This window comes from Bartonella grahamii subsp. shimonis (genome assembly GCF_036327415.1).
Classification (GTDB): Bacteria; Pseudomonadota; Alphaproteobacteria; order Rhizobiales; family Rhizobiaceae; genus Bartonella; species Bartonella shimonis.
In genome coordinates this window covers 2117945-2136025 of the sequence record NZ_CP123961.1, presented here as the reverse complement: position 1 = coordinate 2136025, position 18081 = coordinate 2117945, and the positions used below count along the sequence as shown (strand labels likewise).

The window sequence follows — 18081 nt, the reverse complement described above, 5'->3', positions numbered from 1 at the left end:
GAATTGATCGTCTAATCAGTATTGCTAAGGAAAAAGAAGGGGGGGGTTGATGCAAATAGACGGGGCAATAAAAAATCGCTTGTTGGTGCTTTTGCTGGGGAATGGCGTGGTTTCATTTGGGGGATGGATTGATTATATCGTGATTTTGACCGTATCTGTGTTCACTTTGAAAGCTGATCAATATGATGTCGCTTTTATTGGAGCGGCAACGTTATTACCTGGTATTGTTCTTTCTAAGCCAATTGGAATGTTAGTAAGTCATCATTATATGATCCATTGGTTGCGGGCGTCACTGCTGTTACGGGCGCTATGTACTGTCGGTTTATTGCTGGCAACGAGTCTGCAAGGATTTATTGTATTGGCAGTCATTCGAGCGACATTCAATAGTGTAGCCATGCCAGCAATTTCTGTTCTCAGTGCAAATTCTGTACCTGAAAACGAACGGAGCCGTTACTATTCTGTGCTTAATATGATCAATAGCATGGCGAAGATGATAGGACCTGCTTTGGGGAGTGCTCTCTCTGCATTTTTGTCAGATACCTATACTTTATTGTTTTCTGGATTTTTGACATTTCTAGGCTTTATGGTGTTTTGTTGTATTGGTGCACAACCTGTTTCGTCGCTAAGAATAAAAAAAGCGAATACCATGAAATTACAGCAGAGACTTTATGGAACAACTTGGTATGCCTATGTGGCTGTGATATTCATTTATTTTGCAATGATCTTTATGGTGAATAATCAGTTGCCTGTCATCCTTAATGCACTGAAAATGAATAAACAGGCTCTTGGGATGTTGGTATCCGCTTCGGCAATTGGTAATTTTCTATATGGGTTTTGGAGTGTGAAAAAATCAAAGCATAAACCATTTACGGGAAAGATGTCGGAGTTGTTAATGCCCGCAATGTCAACGATGGTTTGTTTTGTACTGATCTCAGTGTGCTTTTTTTACTTGGATTTACTCCATATTGAGGCTTTGTTATTCTGTTTTTTCCTCATTGGAATGGTGAGTGCTTACTTTTCCATATCTTCTAACGTTTATCTGGTAACCCATTTCAATGAATGGATTGGGTTGGCTTCTGGATGGGTACAGTCTGTACAAAATTTAGCTATGTTGGTAGCGCCGTTTGTTGGAGCGTTTGTTTTAGATCACACTTCTTCGGGTAAGTTATTCCTTCTTTCTGGATTGAGTGGATTATTCTGTTTATTGGGTATCAGGATATTGGTGAACCGTTCTTTGTCAATTGTTCGTTCTCAATGATTGGCTCTTCAATGAAACAAGTGTTTTATCCTATCCATGCTGTAACACTGCTCTTTGAGGTTGATATTGGGCAATAGATTTACACATCTAGGGTATTTTTTGTGCGCGTCGTGTGTTGAATATCTTAGGGGCGGACTGGTTTATAGCACCTTTTGAAGTACGGTCCTTTGAGAGGGGATTTGACGGTGGAGATATTGGTTGGGTAAGAAGTTGGGGTATTGTTTATAGAGTGGTGTGGGGTGGAAGTTTTGTCTTTTAGGGGATTTTTTAAGATAAGGGATTGTTCAGTGGTTGGTTTGGAGGTTACGTTGGCTGCGTTCTGTAAAGATGTAAAAGCGTAAAAATGTGGATCTGTAAAAGGTAAGGGGAAATTCAAGGACGTGGGGGATTTATGTGTTGTGCGTACCCTTGGGGCTTGTTGGGCTTTTGGCATGGCGTGGAATGTGGTGAGAGAAGTAGGGGGGGCGCATTTGTGAATGGGGGGTAAGTTGGGATGAAGAGGTGGTGGTGTGTGACTGGAGGAGAGTGTGTGGGGAATATCTTAGGGGCGGGCTGGTTTGGTAAGCCTTTAAAAACATTGTTTTTTGGGGGCGATATCAGATATGGGAAACTTTAGGCGGGGATATTTTGACGATGGATGAGAGTTTCTTTGCTGCTTTTAAAGCTTTTCGTATTGATCGCACTTGTGTTAGTGGATAATGGAACATGATCCTCTTCAATTTAATACATTCTCTTATGCTATAAAATACCGTTGTTTAACGCAGGGAGGAATTCAGGTTCTCGTATTTTTCGGGTATAATCAGGTATATATTTCGGTATGAAAACGAATATATTTTACAATTCCTCACGTTTAGGATCAGCCTATGGCTCTTTGGCAATTTTTAAAAAGTAATTGAATTTTTCATTATTTTATATATATATATTCAATAGCGATATCTATACGAAGAGGATTTTTCTATGCCTTCATTAACTGTTACAGCAAAAGGACAAGTGACGCTGAAGCGGGATTTACTCCAGCATCTTGGTGTTAAACCAGGTGAGCGGATCAGTTTTGACAAGTTACCAGGTGGTGAACTTCGTATAAAAGCAGCACAGCCTACAAGCACAATTGATAGCTTTATTGGACGATTTGCTGGAAAAGTTAAAAAAACACTGACCATTGAAGAAATGAACGAAATTGCTGCTTCTGGTTGGGCGGGGGAAAAATGAAGATTTCTGTAGATACAAATGTTCTAGTCCGCGCTGTTTTACAAGATGATAAAAAGCAAGGTGAAATAGCAAGTAAAATCTTGAGAGAAGCTTCTCTCATCGCTATTTCTTTGCCTTGTCTTTGCGAACTTGTTTGGATACTTTGCCGTGGGGCGAAATTATCAAAAGAAGATGTCGCTTTGATGGTCCGCGATCTTCTGGAAACGGGTAATGTCGTCATGAATCGACCAGCTGTTGAAGCTGGACTTGCTATGCTTGAGGCTGGTGGAGATTTTGCTGATGGAATTATATTTTATGAGGGGCATTGGCTAGGCGGAAAAACCTTTGTTTCATTTGATAAATTAGCAATAGATTTGTTAACCAAAAATGGGCAGTCAGCAAGACTCCTTTCCTAATACGTAATTTAAGATCGTGATGTTGTCATTGATATAGGAAATGACTGGGGTATAGGAATGACTGGGGTGTAGGAAATGGCTGGGGTATAGAAAATGGCTGGGGTGTAGAAAATGGCTGGGGGTATAGGAAATGACTGGTCTCGCTTTTTTAACCTTATAGCATTTTTCTCTTAAAGGACCTATATTTTTGAAGTTTTTTAATTGATTTTCTTTGCTGTTTAAGTTTTTTAATTTAGTTTAGCCATGCTTTTTGACATTGTGTTGGTATTCAATGTTTTAATAGCCTCGGATTTCAAGCTTTTTGCTTTATCTGAGGGCTTCTTTGTTAAATGGCAGTTATTTGATTGTCCGCAATACTAGACAATATCTCAAGATTTTTTTGTTAAGACACTGTTCTATGATAAATTTATCCTATCATGCCCTAAACACTGCTCTTTTAGGTCGATATCAGGTATGGGATACTTTATTAGGCGGGGATATTTTGAATACTGATTGGGCGTTCCTTTTAAGTTCATATCACCAATTGTATTAAAAGGCGTGTAACTTTAACTGGAGAAAAGTGTAATATCGGATGGGTGATATGAATTTAGTTTTTAAAAAGAGTCCATTAACTCTTTTTTCTTCTCTCTTTATTTCTAAAGTTGGTGATTATGCTTATGAAGTTGTTTTTGTTTTACTGGTCTTAGAATTAACAGATAACACCTTTTTTATAGGTCTTGTGTATTTTTTTCGATTTATCCCTTTTCTCTTTTTTGGTCCTATAGGAGGTTGGTTAGCGGATAATTTTTCTTTGAAGAAAAATATGATCTTCAGTGAATTGGTGAGATTATTCGCTTCATTATTCGTTTTTATAACCACTATAACAGGGACTGCACATATTATTGTTCTTATTTTCGCAGCAATATGTACAACTATAGGAAGAAGTATTTTCCAACCAAGTTTTCAAGCTGCTATTCCCAGAATGTTTTCAGAAAAGGATTTGACAAAGGCAAATAGCCTTGCACAAATTATAGAGGAAACTGCATCCGTCATGGGTCCTTTGGTATGTTCTCTACTGCTTTTTTTCGCCAATAAATCGGCAGTACTCATTTTTGATTTTTTGACCTATTTTATATCTATTCTCTTGTTGTTTAATCTCATGAATTTCAATACAAGTGAGAATAAATCATTCAATTTTATCAAAATTTATCGAGAAACGGCTTTCTATCTTCAATATATTTCTACTGAAAATAAACATTTATTTATTACGCTCGTTGGCTCATCATTTGCTATTCTCTTTACGGGGGCAATTTTAAGATTTTTAATTCCAGCTTTTGTTCTCTCTATAGGGGGAGAGGAAAGCTTTGTGAGTTATATTTTTTCTCTCATGGCTGTTGGAACTATTGTTGGTGGTTTGTTATATCGTAAAATTATATTCAATGTTACATCTTTGAAACTCATGGTATTTTGGTTTCTTTATGGGGTTATTCTGTTTGTTATACCCTTAGCGGCAGAACTTTATTTAAAACTCCTTCTTGTGTTAGCTTTTATTTTAGGATTTACTGGTGCATTTGTCGATATTAGTTTAGTCTCAGCTATTCAATTATATTCTCGTCGTGAAGATTTTGGTAAGAGCTTTGGAACTTTTTCAACTTTAGCGAACTCTGCGGAAGCAGTGTCTGGCTTTATTGCTGGACTTTTTGCACTCGTGGGATTGTTAAGCTCTTTTTTAGCGATGTCTGCATTCATTATTTCTATTGGTATGATTGGCGTTATAAAAAGTAAGAAAAATAAAGAGCTAACACCCCTTAACACGACAGTAGATGACGACCATTAATATATTTGATATCTCCATGCTGTTTCTTTTTTCTAAGACGGTTCGTTAATTATTCTGTTCATGATGTAAAAACACCGTTCTTTAAAGGGTGGTGACCTGAACTGCATGAGTGGTTAGTGGTGGAATCTGGCTAGGCCAGCTATTTAAATTATTGACAGACTATTGTTTATAGAGCGGTGCGGGGTGGAAGTTTTGTCTTTTGGGGGATTTTGGGATTGTCCGGTGGTTGGTTTGGAGGTTACGTTCGGCTGCGTTCTATAAAGATGTAAAAGCGTAAAAATGTGGATCTGTAAAAGTGGAGCGGAAGTTCAAGGACGTGGGGGATTTATGTGTTGTGCGTACCCTTGGGGCTTGTTGGGCTTTTATTATGGTGTGAAATGGTGGTGAGAGAACTAGGGGGATGCATTTGTGAATGGAGGGTAAGTTGGGATGAAGAGGGGTGGTGTGTTGACGAGAGAGGAAAGAAGGTGTGAGGGGAAGGGGGCTATGAAGTGATGGAGGGAAGTTTCGTTTTTGAAGTGGGATTGACCGGTGCTTTCAGTGATCTTACTTTAGGGTGGTGAAGGGACAAGAATATTTTAAAATAGGGCATATTTGTCGCTTTTGATGAAACAGTCTCGTTTGGGCGGGATCTGAAGTTTATAGGGGGTGGATATATTGGCAAATAATGTGAGTTGTTGCGCTTTTTCCTAATCAGAGATCAACCATAAAATTGCTTTTTGTTTTTTCGGCTGGAGTTCTCTAAAATTTTTTAAAAGTGAGTGTTCTTTTTCGCTGTATGTTTCTTGATCGTGGTGTAGGAGAGTTTCTTTTGTTGAAAGATCTTTTTTTGTAGTAATATCGGCATAAAAAAAGCTTATAGGGACTTCCAGTTTTTGGGCGATTTCCAGCAAACATTTGGCGCTTACACGATTTAAACCTTTTTCATATTTTTGGATTTGTTGGAAACTGACGCCTAAATGGGTTCCTAATTCTTTTTGGGAAAGCCCCATGGCAATGCGTCTATGGCGGATTCTTTTGCCTATAGAAAAGTCGATAAAATGTGGATTTTTAGTTGGCACTTTGCACCCCCTCCGGTTGCGAGCGCCCTCGCATTGGTATTCCGGGAGTAACAAGTACTGAGTCCGAGTCAGCATTTTGCTTTTAGTGCGGAAACGCACTTGGACATAGCAAAATCTCCCGGAATCCCGGGATATCCGCAAAGCGGGTTCGTTTTTACGCTCGGACTTAGGGCTTGTCTTCCCTATTGATCGCTGCGTAGACGATCAAAATTACACTTCAAGTGATAAAGTAATTTCAGGAGATTGGCAAGAGAAATCAATACGTCATAAAACGGCGTGATTGGGAGAGGCAGTGATCTGAAGAGCGTGGGGGGCTTGGGTAAGAAGCTGGGTTGTCGAGGATTGTTTTCAGAGCAGTGCGGGGTTGGGTGGAAGTTTCATTTGGCTTCTTTCTGTAAATGTGTAAAGGCGTAAAAATGTGGATCTGTAAAAGTGAAGTGGAAGTTCAAGGACGTAGGGGGATTTGTGGATTTATGTGTTGTGCGTACCCTTGGGGCTTGTTGGGCTTTTATTATGGTGTGGAATGGTGGTGAGAAGATTGGGGTGTCAGAATGAAGCCGAGGGAGATTGATGGAATGGTGTGAGAGGGATGTGGGGATGAAGAGTCTATGAAGGGGATGTGGGGAGTTGGGATGGAAAGGGGGTGGTGTGTGACTGGAGGAGAGAGTGTGTTGAATATCTTAGGGGAGGACTGGTTTATAGTGCCTTTTGAAGTACAGTCCTTTGAGAGGGGATTTGACGGTGGAGATATTGGTTGGGTAAGAGGTTGGGGTATTGTTTATAGAGTGGTGTGGGGTGGAAGTTTTGTCTTTTGGGGGATTTTTTGGGATTGTTCGGTGGTTGGTTTGGAGGTTTCGTTGGCTGCGTTCTATAAAGATGTAAAAGCGTAAAAATGTGGATCTGTAAAAGTGAAGGGGAAATTCAAGGACGTGGGGGATTTGTGGATTTATGTATTGTGCGTGTTTTTGTCATGTTGGGCTTTTGGCATGGTGTGGAATGGTGGTGAGAGGATGTGGGGTGGAAGTTTTGTCTTTTAGGGGGATGTTTTTTAAGATAAGGGATTGTTCGGTGGTTGGTTTGGAGGTTTCGTTGGCTTCTTTCTGTAAATGTGTAAAGGCGTGAAAATGTGGATCTGTAAAAGTGGAGTGGAAGTTCAAGGACGTGGGGGATTTATGTGTTGTGCGTACCCTTGGGGCTTGTTGGGCTTTTATCATGGTGTGGAATGGTGTGAGAGGATGTGGGGTGTCAGAATGAAGCCGAGGGAGATTAATGGAATGGTGTGAGAGAACTAGGGGGATGCATTTGTGAATGGAGGGTAAGTTGGGATGGAACGGGGGAAGTATTTGGGTGTGGGAAGGGGTGTAGGAAATGGAGGAGGAGAGAGTGCGTATGGGATAAAGGAAGGGGGGATAAGAGGCGGGGTGGTGCGAAGGGATGCGTGAAGGGATGGTGTGAGGGGGTGAGAGTGGAAGTTGAGGATTCTATTAAAGGGTGATGTGGTTTTGAGAGGGGGGAGAGTGGAAAAAATGCGCTGGAAAGCATGGTGATGAGGTAAGTTCAAGGGTATGGGATGAGAGCAGGGCTTGAAAAAGTAACTGGAAATGGAGAAAAACAGTGGTGGGGAAATGAAAAAACTACTTCACTCCCATTTGCTTTTAAAGGGGCGTGAGGAATTTATGTTTTATCAAGAAGAAAAAGCTTAGTTTGGTTTCAGAATTTTCCAAGTTTTTTCATCAGACATATACATGATTTTGGGGCCTGTGGTTATCTTTTGTGTGCCGTGAGTGGTATGAAGTGTAGAACTGTAAGCTGCTTGATGATCTATAAAGATTGATTTCTACTGAAATGGGCTTAGGGGGGAAAGATATTAGGTGCCCAAGCACGATCTTTTGAACGAATAATGACAAGTTCTTCTTTTTTCAATGTGTCAAAGACAGTTTGTGCTGATAGATCTTTCCCATTGGAAATGGGGACTTCCAGTTCAGCTGCGGGTGAGGCTAAACCTCTAAGGTCGCTTATACTATTCATACAAAAACTGAATGTATATGATGTTTGGACGACGTAAGGATCTTTACATTTTCCTGGAACAGAGTCTTTCAAAGTCGCTGCGTATAGAGTGTTGTTTTTCAGGGATCTAGGATTTAAAAAGCTTGAACTTTGTGGACTTAATACATAACAGGAGGAAAGCTGCCTCTTCCAACGAGAATGGTCCTCAACAAAATTATAAGATTTGTGAAGCATGCCAAATGTACTTGGTCGTTCTATGATACCAACTATTGTTTTTTACCCGATATAAGATCGGTTATTGTTCCTGGAACCAGATTTACATTCTTGGAAACATCTAATTTATATCGGCTTCCAATTTTCCACGGAAATTCAATCTCACAGCGTACTCCTGAGTCCTCATGGGTAAAATGGTTACATTGATCACTCTTCCATCCTGTGGCATTCCGGATAGAAAAGTGAATGGTGCGGGTGCCTCTATTGAATAAACCAATATAATCACTTTTTCCATTTTGAAATTGAAAGTGGTTTTCCCAGAAATAGATGGAATGGGGTCCACCATCATAAGTTATTTGTTGGGTGAAAGAAAGAATGTATTAAATGACATGTGTGAGGCCATTCATATTGCATCGTGACAACTTTACCAGCAAAAACAGCGTAGCTTGGCTTGCTTATGAGAAAAAAAGAATTAGAAGAATATTTTTTACTTTACTGTATATTTAACCTAATTTCATTTAATAAATTTAATATGATTCCGTAAATATAATTATATTTTATGTATTTTAAATAAAAAATATAATAAATACTTTTTATTTTACTCTTAATTACATGTCTTTAAATACGCTTTTTTAAAAATAAAGAGGTGTATTTGCTTTTATTCAAATTAAATTCATTAATAATGACGTACTGATGTTGTGGTTTTACTTGTAAGATTGTGCTGGTGGGGGGTTGTGCTGGCGGGGTTGTGCTGGCGGGGGGTGTGCTGGCGGGGGTGTGATGGTGAGGGTTGTGATGGTGCGGGCTGTGCTGGTGGGGGCTGTGATGGCGGGGCTGTGATGGCGGGGCTGTGATGGCGGGGGTGTGTTGGTGGGGCTTGTGCTGGCGCGGGCTGTGATGGCGGGGGTGTGATGGTGGGGGTTGTGATGGCGGGGGCTGTGCTGGTGGGGCTTGTGCTGGTGGGGGTTTGTGCTGGTGGGGGCTGTGCTGGCGGGGGTTGTGCTGGTGAGGGTTGTGCTGGTGGGGTTGTGCTGGCGGGGGTTGTGCTAGTGGGGGCTGTGATGGCGGGGGCTGTGATGGTGAGGGTTGTGATGGTGGGGGCTGTGATAGTGGGGGGGTGTGCTGGCGGGGGTTGTGTTGGTGAGGGGTGTGCTGGTGGGGTTGGGGGAGTTGCAGTTTTTATTTAAAAATGACAGTGTGCCTTTCTCTTCCTCTTGCTATGAGGCTTGTGAGGACCCATATTCTTTTTAGCACTCCGGTTCTTCTTCATGCGGCGTCATTTTGCGGTGTTTTGTGGGGGGGAGCCGGTCCTTTGAAGATGCCTCTTTTGTGGAATGTTTGGGGAGTTTGAAGTGCGGTGGTGGCTTGAGATTTAAGGAAAAAAAATGAACCTAGAAAAATATAGCGAACGGTTGCAAGGTTTTTTACAATCCGCACAAAATAGTGCTCTTGCTTCTGATCATCAGCAGTTTATGCCGGAGCATCTGTTGAAAGTGTTGTTAGACGATTCTCAAGGGTTGGCAGCGTCACTGATTCAAAAAGCAGGTGGTGATCTTACTCTTATTCGAAAGGTGCTTAATGAAGCACTTGATGCTTTGCCAAAAGTACAAGGGGGGAATGGGCAGCTCTATTTGTCTCAGCCGTTGGCAAAGGTCTTTAATATGGCAGAAGATCTGGCGAAAAAAGCCGGTGATCAGTTTGTTACCGTCGAGCGTGTGCTGCAAGCACTGATCATGGAAAAGACCGCAAAAACTGCTGATGTTCTCACAAGTGGAGGGTTGACAGCGCAAGCGCTTAATCAGGCTATTAATGATTTGCGGAAGGGAAAAACAGCAACAAGCCCCCATGCCGAAAGCCAATATGATGCTCTGCAAAAATATGCGCGTGATTTGACAAAAGATGCACGCGAAGGAAAACTCGACCCTGTCATTGGGCGAGAAGAAGAAATTCGACGCACCATTCAGGTGCTTTCACGGCGGACAAAAAATAATCCTGTGCTGATCGGTGAACCAGGGGTGGGGAAAACTGCTATCGTGGAAGGATTGGCGTTGCGCATTGTTAATGGCGATGTACCTGAAACTTTGCGCGATAAACAGCTTCATGCTCTCGATATGGGAGCGCTTATTGCGGGTGCAAAATATCGTGGGGAATTCGAAGAGCGCCTCAAAGCAGTGCTGGCAGAGGTGCAAACTGAAAATGGGCAGATTATCCTCTTTATCGATGAATTGCATAATCTCGTTGGGGCTGGAAAATCCGATGGTCCTATGGATGCTTCCAACTTGCTAAAACCAGCTCTTGCACGCGGAGAACTCCATTGTGTGGGGGCTACTACTTTGGATGAATATCGAAAATATGTTGAAAAAGATGCTGCTCTTGCACGGCGCTTCCAGCCTGTCTTTGTACCTGAACCCTCTTTAGAGGATACCATCTCTATTTTGCGCGGTATTAAGGAAAAATATGAACAGCACCACAAAGTGCGTTTGGCAGATAGTGCTTTGATTGCGGCGGCACGGCTCTCTTCCCGTTATATTACAGATCGCTTCTTGCCGGATAAAGCGATTGATCTTATCGATGAAGCGGCGGCACGCTTGCGGATGCAGGTCGATTCAAAACCGGAAGAACTCGATGCCGTTGATCGGCGTATTTTACAGTTGAAGATTGAACGCGAAGCTTTGAAAACAGATGTGGAGCCAACAGCAAAAGAACGTTTGAAAAATGTGCAAGAGGAACTGAATACCTTAGAACAACAGTCCGCTGAGATGACAACGGCTTGGCAGGCTGAAAAGCAAAAATTAGGGCATGCTGCTGATTTGAAAAAACAACTCGAAGAAGCACGCAATGCTTTGGCTATTGCACAGCGTGATGGACAATTCCAAAAAGCTGGAGAGCTCGCCTATAGCGTTATCCCTGAACTCGAAAAACAATTGACTTTGGCGGAAAATGATGACCAACAAAATCATCTCGTCGAAGAAACGGTCACTGCTGAACATGTGGCGCGTATCGTTTCACGCTGGACTGGGATTCCTGTTGATCGGATGCTTGAAGCAGAACGTGAGGCGCTCTTGCGGATGGAAGATGAAATTGCAACCCGTGTCGTGGGGCAGGGAGAAGCTGTTCAAGCTGTTGCTCGTGCTGTACGCCGCGCCCGTGCGGGGTTGCAAGATCCCAATCGTCCGCTTGGCTCTTTCATGTTCTTGGGACCTACCGGTGTTGGAAAAACCGAATTAACCAAAGCACTCGCCGCGTTTCTTTTCCAAGATCCCAATGCCATGTTGCGTATCGATATGTCGGAATATATGGAAAAGCATGCTGGGGCGCGGCTGATTGGAGCGCCACCTGGATATGTCGGATATGAAGAAGGCGGCGTGCTGACAGAGTCTGTGCGAAGAAGACCTTATCAAGTTATTCTGTTCGACGAAATTGAAAAAGCACATCCTGATATTTTTAATCTCTTGTTGCAAGTGCTGGATGAGGGACGTTTGACCGATAGTCAAGGACGAACCGTCGATTTTCGTAATACCTTGCTGATTATGACCTCAAACCTCGGTGCTGAGTTTTTAACCGCGCTGCCTGAAGGACAAACAACCGATCAGGCAAAAAATGATGTCATGAATGTTGTGAAAGCAGCTTTCCGTCCTGAATTTTTAAACCGTATTGATGAGATTATTCTTTTTCAGCGGCTGCAACGCAAGGATATGGAAGCTATCGTCGATATTCAGATAGAACATTTGCAAAATTTGCTCAATGAACGCAACATAACTTTGCATATCGAACCAGAAGTACGACGATTCCTTGCTGATAAAGGCTATGATCCCCTGTATGGGGCACGTCCACTTAAACGGATTATCCAAAAGGAAATTCAAGATCCTCTCGCAGAGAAAATCTTGTTTGGAGAAATTCATGACGAGACGGCAGTGAACATTACAAAACAAGGTGATCGGTTGGAATTTTTGCCTGAAGATTAAGTTTTGAGAAATTCACGCTATAAGGGCGGTGTTAACCCTATTATGTGATAAACACCGCTCTTTGAGGCGTGCCTGATTTAGAAAAATTCACGATGAGACAGCGGTGTTTTATTGCAAAGCAAAGGGAGTGGTCGGTGTTTTTGCATGTTAAACGAGCGTTCCGAATAACGTAGGATTCTTTTACTTCTGTTTGTCGTGAAAACTATTTTCTTGCAATGTTATAAGTGAAGTCACAAGCGGGATTGCTTTATTGCTTTATTGCTTTGTGCGTAAAAGCGTTAAAGAGAAATGCCGTTTATCTGCCGTAAAACATTGCTCTTTGAGGGGGCTGATCTGTGGCATGGGAATTTTAGACGAAGATATTTTGACGATGGATTGGAGTTTCGCTGTTTAAGCAAAAGGTGGAGGATGCGTAAAATGCACTGCTCTCTCATTTTTTCGGTGATGTGCGTTTTTCTGCTTTAAAATTTTGCTGAAAGTTTTTTAAACTGTTTGTATTGATCATACTCTTGTCGGTGGCTAATAGATGATGGAGCATGATTATCTGCACAATCAAGTTTGCTACTTTGCAGTTTTTTAATCAAGATAAAGACTTAAAAAACAAGACCTCTAACCTGTTTTTTGTTAAAATTTTCGCTATTCGTGTTATAAAAGCAAGTTTAAGTGAAGGTGTATATTAAAAATATCATCTATATCTTACTTTACTTATTTGCTAATAAACTATAATATGGTAAATATTAAGTAAAATAAAAAGATAATGAACTTTTTTCAAGAACTTTAATAAAAACTGTATTGGAGTTTATTGATCAAAAGGATCATTTGAAATTTAAATGGGGGGCATAATCTCATGAAATTAGCCACAAACAAGGAAATAATTAACAGCTGGTTTGCAAAGGACGTTAAGAGTTACAATTGGCATATTCCAGAAGGCTTAAAGGATTTCTATGAGGATAGGAAAGATTCGTTAATAAGTGATGATAAGCTTCAATAGAAAATTTTGGAGTCTTTAATACAGGATATGTCGTTAACACCGGATGATTCCAATCCATTAAAGATGTTTCTTGAATAAGGCATTTCTTTTAGTGAGGAGCAAGGGGAGAGAGTTTTTGATACTATTAGAGGTGAGCATTCGATACCTGTTAAAAGTGGAGAAAGCGTTGATCAATTTAAAGTGAATGATCCAAAAATTGAAGCATCATCTATACCGGTCAAACGAAAAGAGTCCTATCCATTTCCAATGACGTGTGATCGAACAGAGCGTGCTTTTAGAGAAGAGTATGGGCTGTACAATCTTTTAGAAGAGATCAGATCGTTCTTCCGAGATCAGGATAATATTGAGAGTTACAATTGGTTAGAAAAGCTTATTGATAGTGCATTAAACAGTGAAGTTGCACCGTTACAAGAAACACAAGAAATCTACATTCCAGACATTCGTGATCATCGTTTAGATGAAAAATCATATGAGCTCGCTATAAAAATCATTCGACGAGCAGTCAGATGTCTTGGGATTCCCTCACGTTTGTACAATGCTTGTTATTTTCAAAAAGCTTGTTCTTTGCGTGATCTTGTATTCATTTTTAGCATAGATGCTCAATTTGACATAAATGATCAAGTTCTTAACGAAGTCATGAATATATCGACAGTTTGTGACGCTAAAAATAACCTTTTAACAGTGGAAGATTTTGGTGAGAAAAATAGCGATGTTATTGGTCTTGCTATGTCAAAAAAAGCGATATCTATCCATGACTTAGAAAGAAAAGAGGATAGCGAGTTTGATCCAAGCAATTTGCGCACGAATATCTTTTTTCATATTTCGCAATCGTCATTATTTCGTCCGTTTGAAACAATGATTGTCTTTAAAGCAGGGACTGATGATCAGATTGAAAAAACAATAAAAAGGTACGAAGGTGCCAATGGCATGAAGTTAAAAGAAGAAGCAGAGAAAGAAGCTTTAAAAAGAGTAAAAGTGCTATAAAAAAGATTAATAGAGGCATTCAAAAGTCATTGGAAAATTATAAGTGACAACAAAGATGCAGTTGATTATCCTACCTTCCATAAAACATTGCTCTTTGAAGGGGTGTGGGGAGCTGGTTTGAATTCGACTTAAGGGGGGGATATGAATGGAATAATGTTGATCGTTGCGCTTTTGCTTAATCAGAAATGAGCCACAAGATTGCTTTTTGTTTTTTCGTTTTGAGCTCTCTAAAGTTTTTTAAAAGTGCCTGTTCTTTTTCGCTGTATGTTTCTTGATCGTGGTGTAAGAGAATTTCTTTTGTTGAAAGATCTTCTTTTGTGGCAAGGTCTGCATAAAAAAAGTTCACGGGGACATCTAGTATGTTGGCAATTTTTAGTAAACACCCTGCGCTTACACGATTGAAGCCTTTTTCGTATTTTGGGATTTGTTGGAAACTGACGCCTAAATAGCTTCCTAATTCTTTTTGGGAAACTCCCATTGCAATGCGTCTATGACGGATCCTTTTGCCTATCAAAATGTCGATAAAATGTGGATTTTTAGTTGGCACTTCAAGCCCCCCTCCGGTTGCGAGCGCCCTCGCATTGGTATTCCGGGAGTTAAAGGTACTGAATCCGAGTCAGCTTTTTGCTTTTAGTGCTGAGAAGCACCTGGACATAGCAAAATCTCCCGGAATTCCGGGATACCCGCAATGCGGGTTTGTTTTTAGGCTCGGATTTAGGACCTTTAATCCCTCTTGATCGGTGCGTAGACGACCAAAATTACACTTTAAGTGATAAAGGAATTTCAGAAGATTAGCAAGAAAAATCAAAAATTTTCTATTCTATTATGCTGTAGAACATTGCTCTTTGAAGGGGGTGAAGAGCTAGAATATTTGAAGGGCAGGGCTTGATTTGTTGAGCTTGATGAAGTGCTGTTGTTTGAGGGGGGGGCTGAAGACTGTAAGGTACTAGGCAAAAAGCTTTGTTCGTTTGCAGCCCCTTGTTTACAGAGCAGTGCGGAGTGGTGATGTGGAAATTTTATTTGGCTGCGTTCTGTGAATGTGTAAAAGCGTAAAAATGTGAATCTGTAAAATGATGCGGAGGATTTGTGGATTTATATATTGTGCGTGTTTTTGGTCACGTTGGGCTTTTGGGGGCGTGGAATGTGGTGCGAGGATTGGAAAGGTGAAGAGTGTGCAAACTGGAGGAGGAAGCTGGGAGGAAGAGTGCTGTTCAGTTGTTAAGTGTGTGATGGGAGAGAAAAGGGGGAATGGAGGATGAAGAGAGTGCGCATGGATAGGAGGAGAGTGTGGATAAGAGGTGGTGGCGCGAAGGGATGAAGGATGGCGGTTTAAGGAGAGTGGGCTTGATTTGTTGAGCTTGATGAAGTGCTGTTGTTTGAGGGGGATTTGAAGTTTAAGGGTACTAGGCAAAAAGCTTTGTTCGTTTGCAGCCCCTTGTTTACAGAGCAGTGCGGAGTGGTGATGTGGAAATTTTATTTGGCTGTGTTCTGTGAATGTGTAAAAGCGTAAAAATGTGAATCTGTAAAATGATGCGGAGGATTTGTGGATTTATATATTGTGCGTGTTTTTTGTCATGGTATGAAGTGGTGAGAAGGATTGGAGAGGTGAAGGGTGTGTAGACTGGAGGCGAAAGCTGGGATGAAGAGTGCTGTTGAAGTGCGTTGGTTGGAGAGGAGAGTGTGGGAATAGCTGTGAACGGATTGGAAGGGGGATGTGTAAAGAGATGTGAAGAAAGAAAAATCGTGATTGGCTTTTGTATTCTATGCGAAATTTAACAATTATATTTGCGTCTATATTTGTATGGGGGATATCCGTGAAATGGGTGTGAGAAGCATTGAAAGATGTTTTTTTAATAAGTGGGTGAATGAAAAATACAATGGTAATCCTATTTAGGGGTAATCCTATTTAGGGGTAATCCTATTTAGGCTCTTGTTGTTTTGGATATTGCGTTTTGTATGAGGGGTGTTTTTCTGGAACGGCGTTTTGCAAGAGAGGTGTGTTGAGGGATATGGCTTCCTTAAAGAAAAACACAAAAATATCAAAAGAAAAATATAAAAACTTGACAAGGTAAATGTAAAAAGTTATCATAATGATACAATCGGAATTGTGCGTTTAAGTCAGAAGAGATCTCTTGATAAGATTCTGTGAGAGTAGTGAAGTTCTTCCCAAGGTTTTGATGTTTGTTATCCTATTTTGATGTGTGGTATCTTATGATGCTCCGTAAACCGTTTTTTGAGATGTGGTGATATCTGGCGGGCAAGGTTTTAGGCACAAGGGAATATTGGCGAAGGGGAATATTGGCGAATATGTTGATGGCTACGCTTTTGTTTAATCAGAAACTAACCACAAGATTGCTTTTTGTTTTTTCGGCTGGAGCTCTCTAAAGTTTTTTAAAAGGGCGTGTTCTTTTTCGCTGTATGTTTCTTGAGCATGGGGTGAGGCATGTTCTTTTGTGGGAATATCTTCTTTTGTAGCAATATCGGCATAAAAGAAGGTAATAGGGACATCCAGTATATTGGCGATTTTCAGCAAACACCCTGCACTTACACGATTGGAGCCTTTTTCGTATTTCTGGATTTGTTGGAAACTGACACCTAAATGGCTTCCTAATTCTTTTTGAGAAAGCCTCATTGCAATGCGTCTATGGCGGATTCTTTTACCTATAGAAATGTCGATAAAATGTGGATTTTTGGTTTGCACTTTGCTCCCCCTCCGGTTGCGAGCGCCCTCGCATTGGTATTCCGGGAGGTTGAAAATACTGAACCTAAATCAGCTTTTTGCTTTTAGTGCGAAAACGCACTTGGACATAGCAAAAACTCCCGGAATCCCGGGATACCCGCAAAGCGGGATAAATTTATGTGTCAAGTCTTCGGGTTTTCAGTTCCCTATTGGTCATTGCGTATACGACCAAACTTACAGTATTCCTTCATAAGACAATTTCAGAAGATTGGCAAGAAAATTAAAATAATCTCAAGACTATAAGATTGGGTCCTTTTTAAAAAAGTGCGAAATATGGATTATAAATCGCGTTTTTTGCTTAATCAGAAATGTCGTTAAAATGTGGATTTTTGGTTTGCACTTTGTGCCCCCTCCGGTTGCGAGCGCCCTCGCATTGGTATTCCGGGAGTTAAAGGTACTGAATCCGAGTCAGCTTTTTGCTTTTAGTGCTGACAAGCACTTGGATAGTGCAAAATCTCCCGGAATTCCGGGATATCCGCAAGAGTGGGTTCATTTTTACGCTAGGGTTTAGGGCTTGTTTTCCCTCTTGATCGGTGCGTGGACGATCAAAATTACACTTTAAGTGATAAAGTAATTTCAAGGGATTGGTAAAAACAATTAAAAGATTGGCTATGCTACACATTTGTAAAAGAGTGTTGTTCTAAGGTGTGGTGATCTGAGGCATATGAAGTGGGAAGCCAAGGGGGCTGGGCAAGATTTTGGTTATCGTTTACTGAGCAGTGGAGGGTTGCTTTTTCGTAAAGATGCAAAAGCGTAAAAACGTGGATCTGTAACATGATACGGAGGATTTGGGCGTTTTGGCTTTTATCATGGTATGGCATATAGGGAGAAAATAGGGGAAAAAGAGTGAAGAAGAGGATAGGACTTGTTTTTAAGATTCCTTGAAATGTTGTCTTTTGAGATGTGGCATGAGTTTTATTGAGGGGTGTTGGGTTGAATATGTTGGCGAAGGGTGTTAATGGCTACGCTTTTGTCTAATCAGAAACTAACCACAAGATTGCTTTTTGTTTTTTCGGCTGGAGTTCTCTAAAATTTTTTAAAAGAGCGTGTTCTTTTTCGCTGTATGTTTCTTGATCATGGTGTGAGAGAGTTTCTTTTGTGGGAATATCTTCTTTTGTAGCAATATCGGCATAAAAGAAGGTAATAGGGACTTTCAGGATGTTGGCGATTTCCTGTAAACGTCCGGCACTTACACGATTGGAGCCTTTTTCGTATTTCTGGATTTGTTGGAAACTGACGCTTAAATGGGTTCCTAATTCCTTTTGGGAAAGCCCCATGGCAATGCGTCTGTGACGGATTCTTTTACCTATAGAAATGTCGTTAAAATGTGGATTTTTGGTTTGCACTTTGTGCCCCCTCCGGTTGCGAGCGCCCTCGCATTGGTATTCCGGGAGTCTGAAAACACTGACTTGACTCAGCTTTTTGCTTTTAGTGTTGAGAAC

The 18081-nt window shown here is 41.0% G+C and carries 19 protein-coding genes; 14 read left to right on the top strand and 5 right to left on the bottom strand.

Annotated elements, in window-relative coordinates; all coding sequences use genetic code 11:
* The first annotated feature begins 49 nt into the window (after positions 1-49).
* The 7 genes from QHG57_RS09275 (at position 50) to QHG57_RS09245 (ending at position 5151) form a co-directional block, all read left to right on the top strand.
* Positions 50-1258: an MFS transporter gene (locus QHG57_RS09275; RefSeq protein ID WP_330169169.1), complete on the top strand. Its 1209-nt coding sequence runs from the start codon at positions 50-52 to the stop codon at positions 1256-1258.
* Between the two features lie 112 nt (positions 1259-1370).
* The gene (locus QHG57_RS09270; protein WP_330169168.1) at positions 1371-1517 is read left to right on the top strand and encodes a hypothetical protein; all 147 of its coding nucleotides are present in this window, start codon (positions 1371-1373) and stop codon (positions 1515-1517) included.
* A gap of 234 nt (positions 1518-1751) precedes the next feature.
* Positions 1752-1874: a hypothetical protein gene (locus tag QHG57_RS09265; protein WP_330169167.1), complete on the top strand. Its 123-nt coding sequence runs from the start codon at positions 1752-1754 to the stop codon at positions 1872-1874.
* Positions 1875-2215: 341 nt separating this feature from the next.
* On the top strand, positions 2216-2467 hold the full coding sequence (locus QHG57_RS09260) for an AbrB/MazE/SpoVT family DNA-binding domain-containing protein (protein ID WP_330168056.1): 252 nt from the start codon (positions 2216-2218) through the stop codon (positions 2465-2467).
* Positions 2464-2862, top strand: coding sequence for a type II toxin-antitoxin system VapC family toxin (locus tag QHG57_RS09255; protein WP_330169166.1), 399 nt, complete (start codon positions 2464-2466; stop codon positions 2860-2862). The genes QHG57_RS09260 and QHG57_RS09255 overlap by 4 nt, the downstream gene beginning before the upstream one ends.
* A 580-nt stretch (positions 2863-3442) precedes the next feature.
* Positions 3443-4678, top strand: coding sequence for an MFS transporter (locus tag QHG57_RS09250; protein ID WP_330169591.1), 1236 nt, complete (start codon positions 3443-3445; stop codon positions 4676-4678).
* 329 nt (positions 4679-5007) lie between these two features.
* Positions 5008-5151: a hypothetical protein gene (locus QHG57_RS09245; RefSeq protein WP_330168054.1), complete on the top strand. Its 144-nt coding sequence runs from the start codon at positions 5008-5010 to the stop codon at positions 5149-5151.
* Positions 5152-5367: 216 nt separating this feature from the next.
* Here QHG57_RS09245 and QHG57_RS09240 read toward each other — a convergent pair whose 3' ends face one another.
* A complete protein-coding gene (locus QHG57_RS09240) occupies positions 5368-5739 on the bottom strand; it encodes a helix-turn-helix domain-containing protein (protein WP_330169165.1) in 372 nt (123 codons plus the stop codon).
* A 432-nt stretch (positions 5740-6171) separates the two neighbouring features.
* On the opposite strand from QHG57_RS09240, the gene QHG57_RS09235 reads away from it, so the two are divergent.
* The 3 genes from QHG57_RS09235 to QHG57_RS09225 all read left to right on the top strand — a co-directional run bounded on the left by QHG57_RS09235 (position 6172) and on the right by QHG57_RS09225 (position 7022).
* Positions 6172-6294: a hypothetical protein gene (locus tag QHG57_RS09235; RefSeq protein ID WP_330169164.1), complete on the top strand. Its 123-nt coding sequence runs from the start codon at positions 6172-6174 to the stop codon at positions 6292-6294.
* 53 nt (positions 6295-6347) lie between these two features.
* Positions 6348-6629, top strand: coding sequence for a hypothetical protein (locus QHG57_RS09230; RefSeq protein WP_330169163.1), 282 nt, complete (start codon positions 6348-6350; stop codon positions 6627-6629).
* A gap of 234 nt (positions 6630-6863) precedes the next feature.
* Complete coding sequence (locus tag QHG57_RS09225; protein WP_330169162.1) at positions 6864-7022, top strand: hypothetical protein; 159 nt, start codon at positions 6864-6866, stop codon at positions 7020-7022.
* Between the two features lie 568 nt (positions 7023-7590).
* Here the strand turns inward: QHG57_RS09225 and QHG57_RS09220 are convergent.
* On the bottom strand, positions 7591-7767 hold the full coding sequence (locus tag QHG57_RS09220; RefSeq protein ID WP_330168050.1) for a hypothetical protein: 177 nt from the start codon (positions 7765-7767) through the stop codon (positions 7591-7593).
* Positions 7768-8657: 890 nt separating this feature from the next.
* Between QHG57_RS09220 and QHG57_RS09215 the strand changes: the two genes are divergently transcribed.
* From QHG57_RS09215 to QHG57_RS09200, 4 genes are all read left to right on the top strand, one after another.
* Positions 8658-8813, top strand: a complete 156-nt coding sequence (locus QHG57_RS09215; protein ID WP_330169161.1) for a hypothetical protein — start codon at positions 8658-8660, stop codon at positions 8811-8813.
* Between the two features lie 57 nt (positions 8814-8870).
* Positions 8871-9146, top strand: coding sequence for a hypothetical protein (locus tag QHG57_RS09210; RefSeq protein ID WP_330169160.1), 276 nt, complete (start codon positions 8871-8873; stop codon positions 9144-9146).
* A gap of 198 nt (positions 9147-9344) precedes the next feature.
* Positions 9345-11924 carry an ATP-dependent chaperone ClpB gene (gene clpB / locus QHG57_RS09205; protein WP_330169159.1) on the top strand — a complete coding sequence of 860 codons (2580 nt, stop codon included), beginning with the start codon at positions 9345-9347 and terminating at the stop codon, positions 11922-11924.
* A gap of 1171 nt (positions 11925-13095) precedes the next feature.
* Positions 13096-13899: a phage major capsid protein gene (locus QHG57_RS09200; RefSeq protein ID WP_330169158.1), complete on the top strand. Its 804-nt coding sequence runs from the start codon at positions 13096-13098 to the stop codon at positions 13897-13899.
* 175 nt (positions 13900-14074) lie between these two features.
* Here the strand turns inward: QHG57_RS09200 and QHG57_RS09195 are convergent, their stop codons facing one another.
* The 3 genes from QHG57_RS09195 to QHG57_RS09185 all read right to left on the bottom strand — a co-directional run bounded on the left by QHG57_RS09195 (position 14075) and on the right by QHG57_RS09185 (position 17985).
* A complete protein-coding gene (locus QHG57_RS09195) occupies positions 14075-14446 on the bottom strand; it encodes a helix-turn-helix domain-containing protein (protein ID WP_330169157.1) in 372 nt (123 codons plus the stop codon).
* 1782 nt (positions 14447-16228) lie between these two features.
* Entirely contained in the window at positions 16229-16600 is a 372-nt protein-coding gene (locus QHG57_RS09190; protein WP_330169156.1) for a helix-turn-helix domain-containing protein, read from the bottom strand.
* Positions 16601-17613: 1013 nt separating this feature from the next.
* Positions 17614-17985, bottom strand: coding sequence for a helix-turn-helix domain-containing protein (locus QHG57_RS09185; protein ID WP_330168043.1), 372 nt, complete (start codon positions 17983-17985; stop codon positions 17614-17616).
* Between the last annotated feature and the right edge of the window lie 96 nt (positions 17986-18081).

Coding starts and splice junctions, on each gene's coding strand:
- QHG57_RS09210 (WP_330169160.1), top strand. CDS start 8,871: ATGGTGGGGGTTGTGATGGCGGGGGCTGTGCTGGTGGGGCTTGTGCTG.
- QHG57_RS09255 (WP_330169166.1), top strand. CDS start 2,464: ATGAAGATTTCTGTAGATACAAATGTTCTAGTCCGCGCTGTTTTACAA.
- QHG57_RS09230 (WP_330169163.1), top strand. CDS start 6,348: ATGAAGGGGATGTGGGGAGTTGGGATGGAAAGGGGGTGGTGTGTGACT.
- clpB (WP_330169159.1), top strand. CDS start 9,345: ATGAACCTAGAAAAATATAGCGAACGGTTGCAAGGTTTTTTACAATCC.
- QHG57_RS09260 (WP_330168056.1), top strand. CDS start 2,216: ATGCCTTCATTAACTGTTACAGCAAAAGGACAAGTGACGCTGAAGCGG.
- QHG57_RS09265 (WP_330169167.1), top strand. CDS start 1,752: ATGAAGAGGTGGTGGTGTGTGACTGGAGGAGAGTGTGTGGGGAATATC.
- QHG57_RS09275 (WP_330169169.1), top strand. CDS start 50: ATGCAAATAGACGGGGCAATAAAAAATCGCTTGTTGGTGCTTTTGCTG.
- QHG57_RS09225 (WP_330169162.1), top strand. CDS start 6,864: ATGTGGATCTGTAAAAGTGGAGTGGAAGTTCAAGGACGTGGGGGATTT.
- QHG57_RS09250 (WP_330169591.1), top strand. CDS start 3,443: ATGAATTTAGTTTTTAAAAAGAGTCCATTAACTCTTTTTTCTTCTCTC.
- QHG57_RS09220 (WP_330168050.1), bottom strand. CDS start 7,767: ATGAATAGTATAAGCGACCTTAGAGGTTTAGCCTCACCCGCAGCTGAA.